Here is a 17073-nt window from a genome sequence, read left to right as displayed (position 1 = left end):
GTCATCACCAAGGCTGTCCTCACTCTGGAGAGGCAACGCTGAAAACGCTCAGTGGACTTCCGTGCCCGCCACGGTTGCCTAGGTTGAGCGGAAGGGGAAGGGCACGTTCGTTCCCCTCAACCGTAAGCACAGCAGGTCAGGGCCACACCATGCCAACGGTTATCTGGAGGCGGGAACCGTCGGCCAAGAGGCCGAGGGGCCATGCAACTGAGGGCCCCCTGCCGGACGTCCGGCTGTACATGGACTTACTGATCACTGCACTGCCGAGCACAGCCCTCGCGGTGACCCTCCTCTTCCTTGGCGCGTGGGAGAACGAACGACGCACCCGGCGCACGGAGGCCCGTAAGGACGCGTCGGCGAGCCGTGCCTCGTTCGAGGCCCAGATCGAGGAGTTCGTGGCGGCGGTTATCGCGTTGAAGATCGCGGGGATTGCGCACGACACCCTCTACGGCGGATGGAGGGCCAAGGCGGTGGTCATCGTCCGGGCACTGGGCGAAGCCGTATCGGCCCACACCAGAGCTCCGGAGGGAGGAGCCGTAGCGGCGGCCAATCGGGCCGCGGGCACAGTGGTCGACCGCTGGGATCAGGCGAGTGCCGCCTCTGCGGCAGGCCTGGCAGCGCCGCTCACCCGACTGGGCGCCGCAGCCGCTCCCCTGATGAGGCGACAGGAGCCTGGACTCAAGGAGTCCGTCGAAGAGGTGCTGACCGCGCTCAGCGCAAACTTCTCCGACGAGGAGCGGATCACCCAGGGCCTTGCGGCGTTCAACGGAGCGGCGCAGGCGGCCCTTGAGCCCCCTGCGGCTCGTCGACGGTGGCGGTTCCTGAGCCTGGGCTGAAACCCTGACGTTCCTGCCGTCCGCAAGACGGCCGCCTGCACTGTGCCCCTACTCCTGCTGTATGGTCCCGCCCGCGCGCGAGGAGGTGTTCGCCCTGCGCAGGATGGCCCGTGGGGCCTCGCGCCGCACGCCAGGTGCGGCCCGTCCGGTCGGAATTCCCGGCAGCGGCACGGACGCAACAGCACCGGGGGCAGCAGCGGCCGCACCATGGCGATGTCCACGCCGAAGGGTTCCCTCGGAGCAGCGGGGTCAACGTCGGCAGCCGGAGGGGTGGCGCCGATCTGCGCCAGATGATCGGCAGGGCCGGGTGCAGCTCAGCGCCGACCATCGTCTGACTACACCGGGCAAGACCCACCCTTCGTCGGGTTCTACCGGGTTCCGGTAGACGCCGACACGGCAGCCGTGGGTCCCAACGTCGTCACCCGACTGCATGACGCAGCAGCTGGTCAGGCGCGCCCGCCCGGCCGACAGCCGGTGCCGGTGGTCCCGAACACTCCGCCCCTGGCGCTCTGCGTGGCACTCCAGACGAGCGCCGTCGCCAGGGTGCCCGGCCGTGGCCCGTGGGGACACAGGAAACTGCCCGGCCTTCGATGCCCATCGACCGTCCCTATGTCATCCAGCTCCGCAGGGCTGTATGACAGCAAGACCAGTTCCATGCCCTTCCGGAGTTGCCAAGCGGTCCGCTGGGTCGACGACGAACCCCTGCCCGGCCTGGTCGAAGTCCGCTTCACCGACGCCCACTAGCAGCAGACCGTCAGGTCAAGGTCGCGCCCGAGCAGTACGGCAGCGCGCGAGCCCCGATGAGACGGGCCCCGGGCTTCCCCTCCGTGGTGCAGCGTCACGCAGGGGATGGACGGCTCCCTCGGATGCATGGCATGCCCGATACTCCGCGCGCCGGGCCGGCGCCACGGCATCGGGCGGCGCGGCCGCGAGGGCGAACGGCGTGTCCGCTGACGCCGACCCCGCGGGCGAGCCCAGGGCAGAAGGACGTGGTGAGTCCGCATCTGAGCAATGCGGGCCACTCGACGCGGTCCACCCAGGACGATCCGGCCGACGCGAGGTGCACCCCCGGCGGCGGCCCGCCCCGGCCCCCCCGCCCCCCGCTCAGCCGGTGGAATCGCGGATGACGTGGCGCGCCATCACGGCCCGTGCCGTCGACAGTTCCGTCGCCACCGCTTGCTCTCGCTCCCCGGAAAGGGAGACGAGGGCTGCCTCCACGCGGCCCGCCGTCGCCAGGCCTGCGCAGGTGGGTCGGCGGGTGCGTCGAGTCGACGCTGTGTCCGCGGCGGGCGGCGACCCGGCGCAGCCGCTCGTACTCCCGCTCCGGCACCGCCGCGAACCGCGCGGCCAGGCGCTGCCACAACTCCCGCTCCGCCGCCTCCCGCGCATCGCGCCCGGCCCGCCCGCCCCGCATACCGGCGGCCACGGACTCCCGACGCATCCCCTCGCCGATCGCGTGCGTGATCAGCAGCCGGTCCATCAGCGCGGCCACCGCCGCCGAAGACGCCACCTGGGCCGCGCTCGCGTCGGCCAGGTACTCCGCCCGCTGCGACGACCGCAGCGTCAGTACGTCGAGCAGCCGCAGCACCCCCACCACCGCGCACCGTGGGAGGAACACCACGGCGTTGGAGAACCGTTCCTGCAACCGCGTCGCCCACGTCGGCGCCAACAGGTAGTACCAGACCGACAGCGAGTGCAGCGCCCCAGCGGTGAGCCGGGCCCGCCTGGTGTCCCCGTGTGCGAAGTGGCCCAGCTCGTGCCCCAGCAGCGCCACCCGCTCCTGCGGGTCCAGCACCTCCCACAGGCCGAGCCCGAGGTACAGCACCCGCCGCTGCCGCAGACCGTACGTGGTCACCGCGGCGTTGGGCCGGTGCTCCACCACCACCGCGTGTACGCCGGTCGTCCCCAGCGCCCGCGCCACCTCGTCGACGAGCCCGAACAGCTGCGGCGCGTCATCCCGGTACAGCACCGGCCCGTCCTTCGGCAGCCGGCCCAGCCGCGGCCTCAGGACCACCCCGACGCCCACCAGCAGCGCCCCCACGACGGGCTGCACACCGGTCTCCCAGCCCAGCACGGCCAGCAACACCCCGCCGACCACCAGCAGCAGCGTCAACGAGTGCACCACGACGGCCACCCCCTGGGCGGCCAGCCCCGCCGCGTCCCGCCCGCGCGAGCCGCCGCCCCCGCCCCGCTCCAGCTCCGCCGCCAGCTGCTCCCCGTACGACTGGGCGAGCCGCCGCCGGTACGCGGCGATCCGCCCCGGCTCGGGATCCGGCGCCCCCGGGTCCACGTTCCACTCGCAAGCGGCACACCACTCGACGAAACCTTCGTCCACCGGCACCGGCCCCCCGCACTCCGGGCAGGCTCGAACCCCCACGGCCACGGTCCCCTCACGCACCACGTTCACGTTCCCCTCCCTCGCCGCGCCCCCCAGGATCCGCGGTCGAGGCAGCATAAGGGCACGCGATCAGGAGCCTGACCCTGCTTCTGACCCTGTCCGCTCACGGCTGCCAGCGGGGGGCCTCGTCATCGGGGGTGTCCGGGCTGGCGAAGTGGAACGGAACCGAGAGATGGTCGGCGAGGGCGCGCCCGGCCCGCTCGGCGGCCATCGCCGCAGGGTGACGCGGGTGGTGATCCGCGTCCTCGCCGAGGTACCGCTTGGCCGTCGACCAGTAGACGGTAGCCATCGGAGCCTCTCCCGCGGGGTCGGCGGTGATGGCCAGCAGCCGCACGAACCAGTCGTGGACGGTGTCACCGTCCCAGACCGCTTCGATCGCCACGACGCGGCCACGGCACCCGGCCGCGCGATAGGCCAACGACTCCAGGTCGAGGGGGCTCTGCGGCTCGCGGGCGATGCGGTCTCCGTAGTGGAGGTAACGGTCGTGGGCGATCAGCTGAGCGGTTCCCAGCCCTATGCCGAAGCGCACGAGGCCGATGGCGGTGATGACCTTCACCGCCATGAAGAGGGAGTCCTGGAGGACGTATCCGTCGATCTCGTCGCGGATCCCGGCCGGCAGGCTCTCCCACCACTCGCTCCTGGCCGCTTCGTCCATGTCCATCGAGACCCCCCCGGTCCTTCGCGAGGCTCCAACGACGGAGCCTCGCGCCACCTTACGTCGTCGTCGGAAACGGTCGTGGAGGTGGGCGAGGGTCCGCCGGATGAGGGACCGGGATGTTCTTCCGCGCCGAGAACGGGCAAGCGCAAGGGGCCGACAGCGCGGCACCCGCGCGCGGGCCCGACAGCCCGCCGGCCGGCCGGCGCGGGAACGGGAACGCCCCCGGTGGGGTGCCGTCCGCGTCGCGAACCGGCCCAGCGGCGGCAGGAGAACGGAGAGCGCCCAGATGACCCGATGGCCCGACACGTACGAGTCCTACTGGATGGAAACCACCGACACCCCCCACCCCCGCCTGCTCCAGGACGTCGACGTCGACGTAGCCGTGATCGGCGCCGGCGTCGCCGGCATCAGCACCGCCTGGGAGCTGGCCCGGGCCGGCCACCGGGTGGCGCTGCTGGAGGCGGACCGCGTCGCCGCGGGAGTGACCGGCTACACCACCGCCAAGCTCACCTCCCAGCACGGACCGCTCTACGCCCGGCTGCGCAAGACCTTCGGAGCGGAAGGCGCCCGGCTGTACGCCAGGTCCCAGCAGGACGCGGCCGATCACGTCGGACGGGTCTGCGCGGAGCTGGGCATCGACTGCGACCTGGAACACCTGCCCTCCCACGTCTACGCGGAGTCCGCCGACGCGGTCGACCGGCTGAAGGCCGAGGCGGAGGCGGCCCGCGAGGCCGGGCTGCCCGCCTCCTTCGTGACCACCACCTCCCTGCCCTACGCCGTGGCGGGCGCCGTACGGGTCGAGGAACAAGCCCAGTTCCACCCCCGCAAGTACCTCCTCGCCCTCGTCGCCGACCTGCTCCGCCTCGGCGGCGAGGTCTACGAGCGCACCCGTGTCGTCTCCCTCGAAGAGGGCGAGCCCTGCCGGCTCGGCACCGAGGCCGGCCACTCGGTCACCGCCGCCAAGGTGGTGGTGGCCACCCACTACCCCGTCTTCGACCGCTCCCTGCTCTTCACCCGCCTGGTACCCCACCGCGAACTGGTCCTCGCGGGGGAGATCCCGGCCGACGAGGACCCCGGAGGCATGTTCCTCACGGAGGAGGACAACACGCGCTCCGTACGCACCGCCCCCTACGGAGCGGGAAAGCGGCTGCTGATCGTCACCGGGGAGAAGTCCAAGCCGGGCACCGGCGACGTCGCCGAACGCTACGACCGCCTCGCCGCCTGGATGCGGGCCCGCTTCCCCCGTGCCCGGCTCACCCACCGCTGGGCGGCGCAGGACAACGCGACCACGGACGGGATCCCGTACGTGGGCCGCCTCCACCCCGGCGCCGAACACGTCCTGGTCGCGACCGGCTACGCGGGGTGGGGCATGACCAACGGGGTGATGTCCGGACGCCTGCTCGCCGCGCACGTCACGGGCGGGAACCTGCCGTGGTCCGCGCTGTACGACCCGGGCCGTCTGCACCCCAGGGAGGCCCCCGCCCTCCTGAAGGCCCAGGCCTCGGTCGCCAAGCACTTCGTCGGGGACCGGCTGGCCGCCGCCACACACGCCGACAGCGTCGACTCCGTCGAGCCCGGAACGGGCGCCCTCGTCCGGATCGACGGACGTCGCTGCGCGGTCTACCGGGATCCCGACGGCAAGGCCACCGCCGTATCCGCACGGTGCACCCACCTCGGCTGCCTCGTGCACTTCAACGACGCCGAGCAGGCCTGGGAATGCCCCTGCCACGGCTCGCGGTTCGCCACGGACGGATCGGTCCTCCAGGGACCGGCCGTCCACCCCCTCGAACCCCGCCCCCTTCCGACTGAGGACTGAGCAGGGGAGGAGGGAGTGGTCAGCGCGTCACTGCGGGCAGAGTTGGGCGTTGCCGCCGTGCAGGCACACCGTCCGCCACTCGGAGGTGTACTCGACGGAGTTCAGGTTGAGCGTCTCATCGACACCCTGTCCGACAGGTGTGGTAGACGTCGAGGCCCGCCGCCTGCACATTGGGGTTCCAGCTCGCCGCCCCCGTCCTCGCCCACCACGCGGTGTCGGCGACCGCCGTGCCGGCGTTGAGGGCGAGCGCGAGGGCTGCCGCCCCGACCGAGACGGCCACCTTGCGCATCTGACGTGCAGTTCGGTAACGGTTCATGGGTAAGCCTCCTCTGTTCGGGGTCAGATGCCGTACGTGTACCAATAGAGGGAGGGGTTCGCGGCCCCTGTCATGCGGCTTGATCCGAACGGCGGGCATACCGCCCCCACCCCGTCATCGCGGGTGCGGCGGTGGTCGGGCCGTCTCACCGAAGGCTGAGCACGGCTTCCGCGGTCTCCTCCGCGGTGAGGCCGGTGGAGTCCAGGACGTTCCTCTCGTACGGGCCCAGGTCGGCGAATCCGTCGTAGATCTGTTCGAGGACCTGCCGGTCGGTGAGCGGGTGCGCAGAGCGGGACATCCCGCGCGCGAGCGCGGTCTCCCGGTCGGGCCGCAGCACCACGTAAACCAGTCCGACGCCCACGGCGCGCGCCGCCTCCTCGTACGCCGCCAGGAACCACGGCCCGACCACCCCGTCGACCACGGTGTGGTAACCCCCTGCGGCGTAGCCGGCGGCGGCCCGCGCGATCACCCGGGTGACGGTGCGGTTCTGCTCGTGCGCCTCCGGCAGGTACGGCGCCAGCGCCCCTTGCCGGATCGCCGCGTAGAAGTCGTCCGTGTGCAGGTGCACGCTGGGGGAGAGCCTGCTCTCGGCCAGGATGCGCGCCACGGTTGTCTTCCCCGACCCCGAGGGCCCGCTCACCAGAAGGATCCGCATTTCCCTCACCCTAGGCCTTCACTGCTGTCGCTCGGCGTTCGGGTCCCGGGAGGCCGCGGGACCGTTGTGACACACCTGCGGTCCTCGTCATCGATGCGGGGGAACCGCTTTGATGAACTCTTCGGCCGTGTAGCCCGGGGCGGACCAGCGTGCCTTGCGGTAGCCGGAGCTGGCGTGGGCCGCAGCCGGGGCGGTGACCGCCCCGGTGGTCGCGGCGGTGGGCCGTGCCGCCGGCGCGTCGCCGGAGATCGCGCGGGAGGGCATTCCCCTGCTGGGTTTCGCGCAACTGGCGTTCGGGTGCTCCGTGCTGGGCATCGCTCTCGCGGCGACCTGCCAGCGGTGGCCGGGCCGGCCTTAGCCGTCGTGAAGTTCGCGATGCGCGACCGCGAGCGGCTTGAGCTCCTGCGGGTCAAGGACAAGGCCATACTGCACACGCTGCGGTGGCCTGACGAGATCCGCTCCACCGCCCAGGTCCCCGCCCCAACACGGCCGTCGCCGAGCAGGAAGTACGGGGGACGGCGGTCAGCAGGAGCCAGAACGACTGCCCGTCCCCGGTCCCGAGAACGACGGACCCCTTGTCGCCGCCGATCCAACTGGCTAACCCGCAGGCCAATGTGGGTTCGGCATGCCGTCATCGCTCATGTGCGCCCGCCGCCAGATCCCTTTCCAGTTGAACGGCGTCTCCGGGACGAACCGGTGCCGCTGCCCGCACGGACATGGCGCCGGCACCCACGCACACCCACGGCACAGCTCCACCCAGCCGTGCCCGGTCGAGTTCGACACCAGCGGTCTCTCGTCCCCGCAGGCGGGGCAGCCGGGGAGTTCGGCGCCGTCCAGAATCGCGTTCTGTCGCCGGACGTACTCGGGCAGCCGCAGCGACGGATGGCGAAACGGGTCTTCGTACCAGGCGCGGTTCGGGCCCTCCCACCAGCGCCGCAGCCACCACGGTCGCGGGTTCACTACAGTCCGCCACCCGGCCCGCTTCTCCACCCGGCGCTGCGCGGCATACTCCTCCGTCCGCGCGAGCCACAGCACCCGCGCCTCATACAGTTCCTCCACCGCCCGCACCAGCGCGTCCGGGTCCGCCTCCAGCCTCCGGGGGATCGCGGCGCTGAGCGTGAGGTGGTGGTACGTCGCCCGGAAGCCGTACGGAGCAAAGAGGGTGATGCAGGTCCGCAGCGCACTGTGCCGACGGTGGAGGGGGAGCCCGGCGTCGTGCACGTGCGCTCGGTGGGTCTGGAAGCTGGTCATGGTGTGGCTGCCAGGTCCAGTGCCCGTGCCAGGGCGGTGGTGACGGCAGCAGCATGTGCTGGCAGGTGTTGTTCCGCCCAGGTTCCGGCAAGGCTGAGGAAGTCGTGCAAATCCTGCTGAGCGTCGGCGACGAGCCTGCGTACCTGGTCTACCGGCAGCTCGATCACCGGACTGCCGTCCACCCCGTGAGTATCGAGCGTGAACCGGACAACGTCGTTGACGCGTTCGGCCACCGAGGACGGATCGTGGCCGAAGTATGCGCAACCGGTACCGTCGAGCACCTCCAGCCAGTCCCGCCAGGCCTCCAGCCCGTTGCAGCAGCCCGGCTCAACGAAGACGGTGTCGGTGGCCTTGTCGGTCACCCGGAAGCCGCCGGCGGCGAACAGGTCAGGCATGGTGAGCAGCCCGTGCAGGCAGGCGCCAAGCGGGTCGGTCGGACCCGATTCGTGCTCTTCCTGCGGCTCGAAGTCGTTGCAGTCGGCGATCTGCATAACGGCCGTGCCGACCTCCGCCTGAGTCAGCCTCCCGTTCAGCACGAGGTAGCCATATGACTCGTGCTCGACAACGGGCCATAGCTCGAAGTCGTTAAAAGCGGAGATCTCCAGAACGGGTTGCACAACAATCACATGGGGATGATGCCGGACCCGCTGCTTCGTCGCCACGGGCTTTCGGCAGAGGCGGCCAGAGCACGTCGGTGCATTCGGCCGCCTCATTGCGGATGCGGAACGCCTATGCTCAGCGGATCTTGGGGAAAGCCTCGTCGGAGTGGGCTGACGCGACGTACCGCTCCCTTGCGGAGCACCGGATGCTGAGCGACCTGCTCGGCGCGCAGGCCGGCGTCCTGGAGCACAACGTGTCCGCGGAGGTGGCCGCCCGGTACAAGAGAGCGGCCATCGGCAACGTCGTCGCGCTGGCAGATCTGGCGCGACAGCACCTGCCCGAACTGGGCGACGGGGCCGAGCAGCTCAGCGCGCAGGTTTACATGGTGGCCGGCGCACCTCAGGTCACGTCGCGATGGTGGCCAGGCCTGCGATGCCGATGAGGTAGATGACGACCGCGGCGATGCTGTCGATGCCCATACGGGCGTACTGGCGGCGGGGGCGGAAGACGAGTCCGGCCATGTAGACCACGGTCAGGACGATCCCGAGGGCGGTGAGATAGATGTCGGTGTCGTGCGCGGCGGGCAGGACCGGCTTGCCGGAGATGACGGTGGCGAGGAGGAACAGGACGGGCAGGAAGGCGTTGCCGCCGAAGATGTCGCTGACCGCCAGCTGGTAGTCGCCCAGCTTCGTCGAGGTCAGGCCGGTGCTCACCTCGGGGAGGGACGTCGCGGCCGCGAGGACGGTCGCGCCGAACAGGACACCGCTCAGGCCCTGGCGGGCGAAGAACTCCTCGCCGCTGCGTTCGATCACCACACCGGCCACCAGGGTGGCCAGCGCGGAGACGCCGAACACGAGCCCGGCACGCGCGGTGCTCACACCCTTGTCGCTGGCGGCCTTCTCCTTCTTGCCCTTGGAGTGGCCGCGCGGTTCGGGCTGGCCGTCGGGGGCGTCGCCGCCCTCCCGCCACGGCAGACCCCTGCCCGCCCGATTGAGCAGGATCAGGCCGACCACCCACAAGACGGCGATCGCTACCTCGGCGGGGGCCAGACGCGCGGCGTGCAGGTTCGGGGAGAGCTGTGTGCCCATCACCACGACGGCGAGGATAACCACCACCAAAGCGCCCTCCAAGACCAGGAGCAGGCTGGCCGACAAGCGGGTCAGCGGGGCACGAGGGCGTACCCCGGCGGCGTCCAGGATGGCCAGGACCACGGTCTGGATGGCGATACCGCCCAGGATGTTGCCCACCGCTACATCGAGTTGTCCGGCCAACGCGGCACTCACCGTGATCGCGATCTCGGGAAGGTTCGTGGCGATCGCCAGCAGAATCAGACCACCCAGGGCGCTGCCCAGGCCCAGACGTTCGGCCAGCACATCGGTGGTGTCCGACAGCTTGATTCCGGCGAACCAGATGACAGCCGCACTGGCCACGAACAACACCAGCAGCACCGGCGAACCCAAAGATCCCATACCGCTTGGACTACCCCTGGAGCCACATCACAAGCAGCAGGAGCGCCCTTTGATGTCCCCGCGCGGCCGCGTCCTGACTGCCCGCACGTGTCCTGCGACCGTCCGTCGCCCAGACGGCGCCTGTCCCCCCCCGTCTACGCGGGCTCAACCGACGTATGGGTTGTTGCGGCCAAGCCGGGACAGTTCCCTGCATACGGCACTCTCGGTCAGGCCGAGCGCAGCGGCGGCCTGGCCGGGGGTGATGTTGTGCAGGGCGGCGTGGCCGGTGGGCGAGTAGCACTCGCTCTCCCACCGGCCGCAGCGGGTTGTACGTCGCTGCCTGTCATATCAGCGGACGACGTCGAACACGTTCTTCTGCAGGCCGTTGGCGTACGCCTCGTGCTCAACCAGCTTGAGCTTCTGGGTGTCCTTGTCCGTGGTGCTGAACAGGCGCTTGCCCGCACCGAGCAGGAGCGGGAAGACGAGCAGGTGGTAGCGGTCGATCAGGCCGGCGTCCGAGAGGCTCTGGTTCAGGGCGGCGCTGCCGTGGACGATGATCGGGCCGCCCTCGGTCTCCTTCAGCGCGGCGACCTCGTCGAGTGAGCGCAGGATCGTCGTCTCGCCCCAGTTCGTCACCAGACCGTCCTCGGTGAGGGTGGTGGAGACGACGTACTTCGGCATCGCCTTGTAGTCGGCGAAGTCCGCCATGTCGGGCCACACCGGGCTGAACGCCTCGTAGCTGGTCCGGCCCAGCAGTATCGCGGTGGCCTCCTTCTGCTCCCGGCCCTTGATGTCGAACGCCTCGGGAAGGAACTCGATGTCCTTGAAGGTCCACCCGGAGTTCCGGTAGCCGGGCTCGCCGCCCGGGCCTTCCACGACGCCGTCGAGCGAGACGAAGGCAGTGCTGATCAGGGTACGCATCTAAGGTTCCTCGGTGTCTCGTGGCTGGTTCTCAGCGGGTCAGACCGGTACGCGCTTCCACCGCACCCGCGGCTGCGGCGTACAACCATGATCTAGGACTGTTGATCACGGAGGAACTCATCGGTCCTCGCCAGATTTTTCCGGCGGTCTCGACTACCGAACCAGCCTGAAGGGCCGCAAGCGCCCGCGGCCGTCCAGGAACGGGCGCCGCTGTCTTGAGCCTCGGCGCGCGAGGCCGCCCGGCCGTCGGCGGACGTCGTCCCGTTAACGGGCCGGAACGGGGAGCAGATGAGCGGTCACGTTCCAATCCGGTGCAGCACGAGGAGGCCCCGATGTCGGGCACGGAGAAGAGCAAGGCGCACGCCGAACAGGCCAAGGGCAAGGCCAAGGAAGCCATCGGCCGCACCTCCTTCCCGGGATGCTGGCCGATCCAGCGACCCGCGCCGCCGCCGTCACGCACGCGGTCCCGACGGCAGAGCTGGCCGCTGACCCGGATTCCGACGTGCGTGAAGCCGTCGCCACCCACCCGGACTTGCCGGCCGTTCTGCGTGACCTGCTGGCAGAAGACCCGGACATCTTCGTCCGCAACGCAATAGCGGCTCGAACGGACACCCCGTCGGCGCTGCGGGAGCGGCTTGTGGCCGCCTTGGAGCCCGACAGTCCCATGACGGAGTGGATGCTGTCCTTCCGTCGTCGCACCCATACGTGCCCGCCAGTAGCTCCCGCCCCTGCGAGTCTCACTCGGCAACAGGCGGAAGCCCTGCTTTCTCGGGCCGGCCTGTAGGTGTGGGCCTCGGGGTGTGAGCCTCGCAGCCCAAGGGGAGCCCGGGCAAGCCGCCCCCACGCGCCCCTCACCGACGGGTATCGCCATGCCTTCCGCGCTGCGCGTGGTCCGGGCCCCATGACCGGCAGACATCTTGACGGCTCCTTTGCGCAGGTCGCGCGTTTCCTGCCCCTCCCGTGGCTAGGCGAATGTGAAGCTGTCGGGCGCTGCGCAGACGATATCCGCACAAAGGCGCTTACTGTACGGAAAAGGTACGTCTCACCGGCGTCCGGCTCGTCTTGGCGCCGGTCTCAAGGGTTGTCGAAGGGTCCGGTGGCGAGGTGCCCGGCCCGGCTGCGGGGAGCGTCGCTCGGCATGGCCGGCCTGCACTGCGAGTCCGAGAACATCGCGACGAACGGGTGAGGTAGATGGATGGGGAGCCGCGGTCGGGCGGATCTTCCGAGCTGGGCGGGACCGGGGGGCTGCGGGAGGCCCTCAGTCGGCGGGTGCGCGGTGAGGTGCGCTTCGACGCGGGCAGCCGCGGCGCCTACGCCACCGACGGTTCGAACTACCGGCAGGTGCCGATCGGGGTCGTGGTGCCCCGCGACATCGAGGCCGGGGCCGAGGCGGTCGCGGCCTGCGCGGAATTCGGGGCCCCGGTCCTCTCGCGGGGCGGGGGGACCAGTCTGGCCGGACAGTGCACGAACGCCGCTGTGGTCATCGACTGGACGAAGTACTGCAACCGGTTGCTGTCGGTGGACGCCGAGCGTCGGACGTGTGTGGTGGAGCCGGGCATCGTGCTGGACGAGCTCAACCGCCAGTTGTCCGATGTCGGACTGATGTTCGGCCCGAAGCCCTCCACGCACACCCATTGCACGCTCGGCGGCATGATCGGCAACAATTCGTGCGGTGCCTCCGCCCAGGCCTACGGCAAGACCGTCGACAACGTACGCCGCCTGGAGATCCTCACCTACGACGGCATGCGCTGCTGGGTGGGGCCGACCTCACCTGAGGAGTACGACGCGATCGTGGCCGCCGGCGGGCGCCGCGCCGAGGTGTACCGGGGCCTGAAGCAGATCGTCGACCGCAACCTGGCCGAGATCCGGACCCGGTTTCCCGACATCCCCCGCCGGGTGTCGGGGTACAACCTGGACTCCCTGCTGCCGGAGAAGGGCTTCGACCTGGCGCGCGCCCTGGTCGGCAGTGAGGGCACCCTGGTGACGGTCCTGCGTGCGGAGCTCGACCTGGTACCGGTCCCGGCGTACGAGTCCATGGTGGTGCTGGGCTACGACGACATCTGCGCGGCGGCCGACGACGTACCGCGCCTGCTCGAACGCTGTGAGCCCGAGCTCCTGGAGGCGCTGGACGGCCGGATGGCGCAGCTCATGCGGGAGGACGGGTCCCACCTCGACTCACTGAACCGGTTCCCCGCCGGGGAGAGCTGGCTGCTGGTGCAGTTCAGCGGTGACAGCCGTGAAGGCGTCGACCGTCAGGCGCACGACCTGCTCGGCGCGCTGGGCAGGACCGAGGACGACCCGACGGTGTCCTTCTCCGACGATCCCCGCCGCGAGCAGCAGACGCTGAAGGCGAGGGAAGCGGGGCTCGGGGTGACGGCCCGGCCGCCGGACGGCCGGGAGACATGGGAGGGCTGGGAGGACTCCGCCGTCCCCCCGGACAAACTGGGGGACTATCTGCGCGAGCTGAAGAAGCTCTTCGCCGAATTCGGCTACGACCACCCCTCCCTGTACGGGCACTTCGGCCAGGGCTGCGTACACACCCGCATCCCCTTCGAACTGAAGACCGCCGACGGCGTGGCCGCCTTCCGTCGGTTCCTCCACAAGGCCGCCGACCTGGTCTGCTCCTTCGGCGGTTCGCTGTCCGGCGAACACGGTGACGGGCAGGCGCGCGGTGAGCTGCTGACGCGCATGTTCGGCTCCGCGGTGGTGGCCGCGTTCGGCGAGGTCAAGGCCCTGCTGGATCCGGACAACCGGATGAACCCGGGCAAGGTCGTCGCCGCGCACCGGGTGGACGACAATCTGCGGCTCGGGCCGCTGTGGCGCCCCCGCGGCTACGACACCCAGTTCGGCTACCCGCAGGACGAACGCTCCTTCACGCAGGCTGTCATGCGCTGTGTCGGGATCGGGAACTGCCGCAGCCACCAGGGCGGCGTCATGTGCCCCTCCTACCGGGCCACCGGCGAAGAAGAGCATTCCACGCGCGGACGCGCCCGGCTGCTGTTCGAGATGCTCGGCGGCCACGCCGACTCGCCGATCACCGACGGCTGGCGCTCCTCCGGGGTCAAGGACGCGCTCGACCTGTGCCTGGCGTGCAAGGGCTGCAAGTCCGACTGCCCGGTCGGGGTCGACATGGCCACGTACAAGGCCGAGTTCCTCTCCCACCACTACGCCGGCCGGCTCCGCCCGGCGGCGCACTACTCGATGGGGTGGCTGCCGGTCTGGGCCCGGTTGTCCCGTCTCGCGCCCCGGCTGTTCAACGCGGCCGCGCGGGCACCGGGCATCGCGAGGATCGGCAAGCGTCTCGCCGGGGTGGCCGGGGAGCGGGAGGCGCCCGCCTTCGCCGAGGAGTCCTTCGTGCAGTGGTGGACCGCCCGCGGCCTGCCGGGAGACGACGGCGCTGATCCAGCGCCTGGCCAAGGCGATGCGGTCCGGGCTGAACGCGACCGGTGTGAACATCCTCAGCGCGAGTGGTCCGGGCTCGGAGCAATCGGTGCCTCACCTGCACTTCCACGTCGTTCCGCGGTGGCCGGAGGATGGCATCTCCACCTGGCCGGCCGGCCAGTCGCAGCATCGGTTCGCCGGAGATCCAGCTGCGCGCATCGCCGACGCCCTGGCCGCAGATGCCCATCACAGAAGTTGAGCCAGATCCCGTTCCCAGGCTCTGGCACAACTGCCGTGACACCGTGCCGCCCGGGCTCGTGCCCGCTGCTGGACGAGCCGCCGAGCTGCCGGGGTAACAGCACACCCGCCAACGCGCGACTGGCGGGCTACGTCGGTCCGGCCCCGGTTGACCCCGGAGTACAAGGGGCCGTACCCGCGCCAGTGCTCTGGCGCGAGTGCCAGATCGGTCAGATCCGGACTGGGCCGTAGTACACGTCAGCGCGTCGCGCAGCTCGAACAAAACGTCCGCCCGCGACGTCAGGCATACGTACAGCTTCGACCGGAACTGCGTCACCGTCGTGAACGCGTCCTCGGATCTCTCACAGCTGCGCAGCGGGGACCGCCAACGCATTCCGCGATACCGCGACGCGTTCCAGAACGCCGGCCTGCCGGGCGGTACGCGTCATGTCAGCGGCGGAACTCCGCGACGGCCCTGCCGAGGTCGCGTTCGATGTCCCCTACACGCTGGAGGCCCCGGTCAGTCAGGTAGGCCAGACGTTCGCGGGTGTCGGGCAGGTTGATCAAGCCCTGAAACGTGACCGCATCGGAGCGGATGTGCGCAGGCTCCGCCAGCGTGAGGCCGTTGATGGCACGCTTGGCGGCCTGGACTCCCTTGGGCGGGAAGCCGGCCACACGTTTGGCCAGGCACTCGACGAAGCTGTCCAGCTCGGCGTCGGGCAGGGCGCGGTTGATCCAGCCGTAGTCTGCCGCGAGGTCGGCGCTGAAATCGTCCGCTCCGACGATGGCTTCGATCGCACGGGTACGGCCGAGCCGCCGGGTCAGGTGCTGGACGCCTCCAGCGCCGGGCATGGCTCCGGTCCCGGATTCGAACTGGCCGAAGACCGCGTTCTCACGCGAAGCGAAGATCATGTCGCAGGCCAGGGCGAGTTCGTTGCCGCCACCGCGGGCACGGCCACGCACCTTGGCGATGGTGATCACTGGTACGCGCGCCAGCCGGTGCAGGAACATGCCGAGCGACGCGTCACCGGGACCGCCGCCCTTCGCCGCCTCCGCCGTGTACTGCGGGACCGCGGTGAGATCTACGTGTGCTGAGAAGTAATCAGGCGAGGCGCTGTCGATGATGACGACGCGCACGTCGCCGGGGTCGTTGTAGAGCGTGTCGACGAGAGCGACCAGGTCACGGACCAGATCGACTCCGAGGAGGTTGAGTGGGCCCGCGTCGAGGGTGGCGGACAGAACGCCATCTTCGAGTCGAGTCCGGATCGAGGAGGAGGCGAAGGCCATGACGACTCCGGTGAGGAAGGGACGCAGGAAAGGGCGGGCCGGCTACAGATTCTGTGGGAACGGCTCCGGAGCAGCGGGGACCGACTTGCCCGGCTCGTAGCGCCGGACTCTTTCCAGACCCGGGCGGCGGCTTCGACGACAGCCGGCTCGTAGTCCCGGATCATGTCCGGCGTGCGCCCTGCCCTGTCCCCCTCTTCGGGTTCCCCGGTGGGCAGCCGGGCCTGTCTCTTCCTGATCCCGAGGGCACTGGGGGAGGAGCGGAGCTCTCGACGGCCGGCGGCTTCGCCGTTGCCGCAGCCGGCCGTGCCCGGCGTGCGGGTCTGGCCGTCGGCACGGCACGGCGACCTCTTCGAGAGCGTCATCCTCCCCGACTGCGCGAGCGCTGAGGTCGCGCCGGCTACGGACCGGGGTGAATTGCCGGTTGGGCCCCTGCTGCCCGGAGGAGCTCGGCAGTGTCAGGGTGAGGGCCGTTGTTCGCCCAGTCCAGCGGGGACTTGCCCGTGCCGTGGTCTTCGCGCACAGTGGTGCCGTCGCTGTTCCGTTTCTCTGGACTCGCGCCACTGCGCAGCAGGGCCTTCGTGCGCATGGCATCACCTGCCAGGACTGCTTCGAAGAGGTGGCGGGATCGTTTCTTCTGCCGGCGCTGCTTCATAGCCGGTCAAGATAGCGATCACGAATACGCCGGACCACTGGGCGGCGGCTCGCTCGGGGAAACCCGCCCCGCACCCCCTGCCGTACTTCGAAGCCCACTGGCGCCGGGCCATCGAAGACGCCTGCAACCTCACGCCAGTACCCGCTTTCAGGCGGCTGTGGTGGACCCGGTACGCCATCGCCCGCAACCCGAGCTTTGAAACACACCTCTACGATCCCGTACCGCCGCCGCGTCCGTCGGGCAGCCGTTCACGCTCGGCGGCAGCAACACCACCCTCGCCGCCGACCACGGCACCACCCGGCCCGTCATCCGCATGACCACCCGCGGCATCCGCACCCACCACCTCGCCGACGACCAGAGGATCCCGCCGAGGTATTCGATACCGGAGAGGCCTTCGGCGATGGTGTGGGCGACGAGGTCGGCGAGCGGGTGGCCGGCGGCGACGGTGACCTCGACGTCGAGCACGGCCGGGATGGAGCGGGAGTCGGAATGTGGACCGCTGGTCCACGGCTGGACCAGGCCGCTCGCCAGCCGTACGGGTAACTCATGACCGGGGCGGATGCGCCTGCCCGCCTGCGCGGATAAGAAACCCGTAAATGTCAGGCGCATGCGCAGGT

General features: G+C 70.4%; 15 protein-coding genes and 1 pseudogene. 6 read left to right on the top strand and 10 right to left on the bottom strand.

Translation table 11 applies throughout. The features are described 5' to 3' along the window. Positions 1–239: 239 nt before the first annotated feature. The gene (locus ACZ6ZT_RS34560; RefSeq protein ID WP_469724385.1) at positions 240–836 is read left to right on the top strand and encodes a hypothetical protein; all 597 of its coding nucleotides are present in this window, start codon (positions 240–242) and stop codon (positions 834–836) included. A gap of 838 nt (positions 837–1674) precedes the next feature. Here the strand turns inward: ACZ6ZT_RS34560 and ACZ6ZT_RS34555 are convergent. Continuing rightward, complete coding sequence (locus ACZ6ZT_RS34555; protein WP_469724384.1) at positions 1675–3243, bottom strand: M48 family metallopeptidase; 1569 nt, start codon at positions 3241–3243, stop codon at positions 1675–1677. Between the two features lie 94 nt (positions 3244–3337). After that, complete coding sequence (locus ACZ6ZT_RS34550) at positions 3338–3895, bottom strand: hypothetical protein (protein ID WP_469724383.1); 558 nt, start codon at positions 3893–3895, stop codon at positions 3338–3340. Positions 3896–4178: 283 nt separating this feature from the next. Here ACZ6ZT_RS34550 and ACZ6ZT_RS34545 point away from each other — a divergent pair, with 283 nt between their 5' ends. Beyond that, positions 4179–5708, top strand: coding sequence for an FAD-dependent oxidoreductase (locus ACZ6ZT_RS34545; protein ID WP_469724382.1), 1530 nt, complete (start codon positions 4179–4181; stop codon positions 5706–5708). A gap of 115 nt (positions 5709–5823) precedes the next feature. Here the strand turns inward: ACZ6ZT_RS34545 and ACZ6ZT_RS34540 are convergent, their stop codons facing one another. Together ACZ6ZT_RS34540 and ACZ6ZT_RS34535 are read right to left on the bottom strand one after the other, a co-directional pair. Beyond that, positions 5824–6024 carry a hypothetical protein gene (locus ACZ6ZT_RS34540; RefSeq protein ID WP_469724381.1) on the bottom strand — a complete coding sequence of 67 codons (201 nt, stop codon included), beginning with the start codon at positions 6022–6024 and terminating at the stop codon, positions 5824–5826. A 145-nt stretch (positions 6025–6169) separates the two neighbouring features. Next, positions 6170–6679 (bottom strand): AAA family ATPase, encoded by a 510-nt coding sequence (locus tag ACZ6ZT_RS34535; RefSeq protein WP_469724380.1) that lies wholly within the window; start codon positions 6677–6679, stop codon positions 6170–6172. Between the two features lie 169 nt (positions 6680–6848). Here ACZ6ZT_RS34535 and ACZ6ZT_RS34530 point away from each other — a divergent pair, with 169 nt between their 5' ends. Beyond that, positions 6849–7037, top strand: a complete 189-nt coding sequence (locus tag ACZ6ZT_RS34530; RefSeq protein ID WP_469724387.1) for a DUF6069 family protein — start codon at positions 6849–6851, stop codon at positions 7035–7037. 239 nt (positions 7038–7276) lie between these two features. On the opposite strand, the gene ACZ6ZT_RS34525 is transcribed toward ACZ6ZT_RS34530, so the two are convergent. Both ACZ6ZT_RS34525 and ACZ6ZT_RS34520 read right to left on the bottom strand, forming a co-directional pair. Next, positions 7277–7930 carry a hypothetical protein gene (locus tag ACZ6ZT_RS34525; protein WP_469724379.1) on the bottom strand — a complete coding sequence of 218 codons (654 nt, stop codon included), beginning with the start codon at positions 7928–7930 and terminating at the stop codon, positions 7277–7279. Next, positions 7927–8592 carry a hypothetical protein gene (locus tag ACZ6ZT_RS34520; protein ID WP_469724378.1) on the bottom strand — a complete coding sequence of 222 codons (666 nt, stop codon included), beginning with the start codon at positions 8590–8592 and terminating at the stop codon, positions 7927–7929. The genes ACZ6ZT_RS34525 and ACZ6ZT_RS34520 overlap by 4 nt, the downstream gene beginning before the upstream one ends. A 56-nt stretch (positions 8593–8648) precedes the next feature. Here ACZ6ZT_RS34520 and ACZ6ZT_RS34515 point away from each other — a divergent pair, with 56 nt between their 5' ends. After that, positions 8649–8972 (top strand): hypothetical protein, encoded by a 324-nt coding sequence (locus tag ACZ6ZT_RS34515; RefSeq protein ID WP_469724377.1) that lies wholly within the window; start codon positions 8649–8651, stop codon positions 8970–8972. Here ACZ6ZT_RS34515 and ACZ6ZT_RS34510 read toward each other — a convergent pair. Further along, positions 8935–9999: a hypothetical protein gene (locus ACZ6ZT_RS34510; protein ID WP_469724376.1), complete on the bottom strand. Its 1065-nt coding sequence runs from the start codon at positions 9997–9999 to the stop codon at positions 8935–8937. The genes ACZ6ZT_RS34515 and ACZ6ZT_RS34510 overlap by 38 nt on opposite strands. A gap of 327 nt (positions 10000–10326) precedes the next feature. Further along, positions 10327–10899 carry a dihydrofolate reductase family protein gene (locus tag ACZ6ZT_RS34505; RefSeq protein WP_469724375.1) on the bottom strand — a complete coding sequence of 191 codons (573 nt, stop codon included), beginning with the start codon at positions 10897–10899 and terminating at the stop codon, positions 10327–10329. Positions 10900–12090: 1191 nt separating this feature from the next. On the opposite strand from ACZ6ZT_RS34505, the pseudogene ACZ6ZT_RS34500 reads away from it, so the two are divergent. Together ACZ6ZT_RS34500 and ACZ6ZT_RS34495 are read left to right on the top strand one after the other, a co-directional pair. Beyond that, positions 12091–14304 (top strand): annotated as a pseudogene (locus ACZ6ZT_RS34500) (FAD-binding and (Fe-S)-binding domain-containing protein); the annotation flags it as partial. A 16-nt stretch (positions 14305–14320) separates the two neighbouring features. Then, complete coding sequence (locus ACZ6ZT_RS34495; RefSeq protein WP_469724386.1) at positions 14321–14539, top strand: HIT family protein; 219 nt, start codon at positions 14321–14323, stop codon at positions 14537–14539. 428 nt (positions 14540–14967) lie between these two features. Here ACZ6ZT_RS34495 and ACZ6ZT_RS34490 read toward each other — a convergent pair whose 3' ends face one another. Both ACZ6ZT_RS34490 and ACZ6ZT_RS34485 read right to left on the bottom strand, forming a co-directional pair. Continuing rightward, positions 14968–15804, bottom strand: a complete 837-nt coding sequence (locus ACZ6ZT_RS34490; protein WP_469724374.1) for an enoyl-CoA hydratase/isomerase family protein — start codon at positions 15802–15804, stop codon at positions 14968–14970. A 799-nt stretch (positions 15805–16603) separates the two neighbouring features. Next, positions 16604–17073, bottom strand: a 470-nt coding sequence (locus tag ACZ6ZT_RS34485; RefSeq protein ID WP_469724373.1) for a hypothetical protein, incomplete at its 5' end; no start/stop codon positions are given.

The sequence above is a fragment of the Streptomyces sp. NPDC102258 genome, assembly GCF_055584685.1.
This window is presented reverse-complemented; position numbering and strand designations above follow the sequence as displayed.

What these genes read in the sequence shown, in the direction of transcription:
- ACZ6ZT_RS34505 (WP_469724375.1), bottom strand. Translation starts at nt 10,899, where the DNA reads ATGCGTACCCTGATCAGCACTGCCTTCGTCTCGCTCGACGGCGTCGTG.
- ACZ6ZT_RS34495 (WP_469724386.1), top strand. Translation starts at nt 14,321, where the DNA reads ATGCGGTCCGGGCTGAACGCGACCGGTGTGAACATCCTCAGCGCGAGT.
- ACZ6ZT_RS34525 (WP_469724379.1), bottom strand. Translation starts at nt 7,930, where the DNA reads ATGACCAGCTTCCAGACCCACCGAGCGCACGTGCACGACGCCGGGCTC.
- ACZ6ZT_RS34545 (WP_469724382.1), top strand. Translation starts at nt 4,179, where the DNA reads ATGACCCGATGGCCCGACACGTACGAGTCCTACTGGATGGAAACCACC.
- ACZ6ZT_RS34550 (WP_469724383.1), bottom strand. Translation starts at nt 3,895, where the DNA reads ATGGACATGGACGAAGCGGCCAGGAGCGAGTGGTGGGAGAGCCTGCCG.
- ACZ6ZT_RS34510 (WP_469724376.1), bottom strand. Translation starts at nt 9,999, where the DNA reads ATGGGATCTTTGGGTTCGCCGGTGCTGCTGGTGTTGTTCGTGGCCAGT.
- ACZ6ZT_RS34560 (WP_469724385.1), top strand. Translation starts at nt 240, where the DNA reads ATGGACTTACTGATCACTGCACTGCCGAGCACAGCCCTCGCGGTGACC.
- ACZ6ZT_RS34540 (WP_469724381.1), bottom strand. Translation starts at nt 6,024, where the DNA reads ATGAACCGTTACCGAACTGCACGTCAGATGCGCAAGGTGGCCGTCTCG.
- ACZ6ZT_RS34490 (WP_469724374.1), bottom strand. Translation starts at nt 15,804, where the DNA reads ATGGCCTTCGCCTCCTCCTCGATCCGGACTCGACTCGAAGATGGCGTT.
- ACZ6ZT_RS34515 (WP_469724377.1), top strand. Translation starts at nt 8,649, where the DNA reads ATGCGGAACGCCTATGCTCAGCGGATCTTGGGGAAAGCCTCGTCGGAG.
- ACZ6ZT_RS34535 (WP_469724380.1), bottom strand. Translation starts at nt 6,679, where the DNA reads ATGCGGATCCTTCTGGTGAGCGGGCCCTCGGGGTCGGGGAAGACAACC.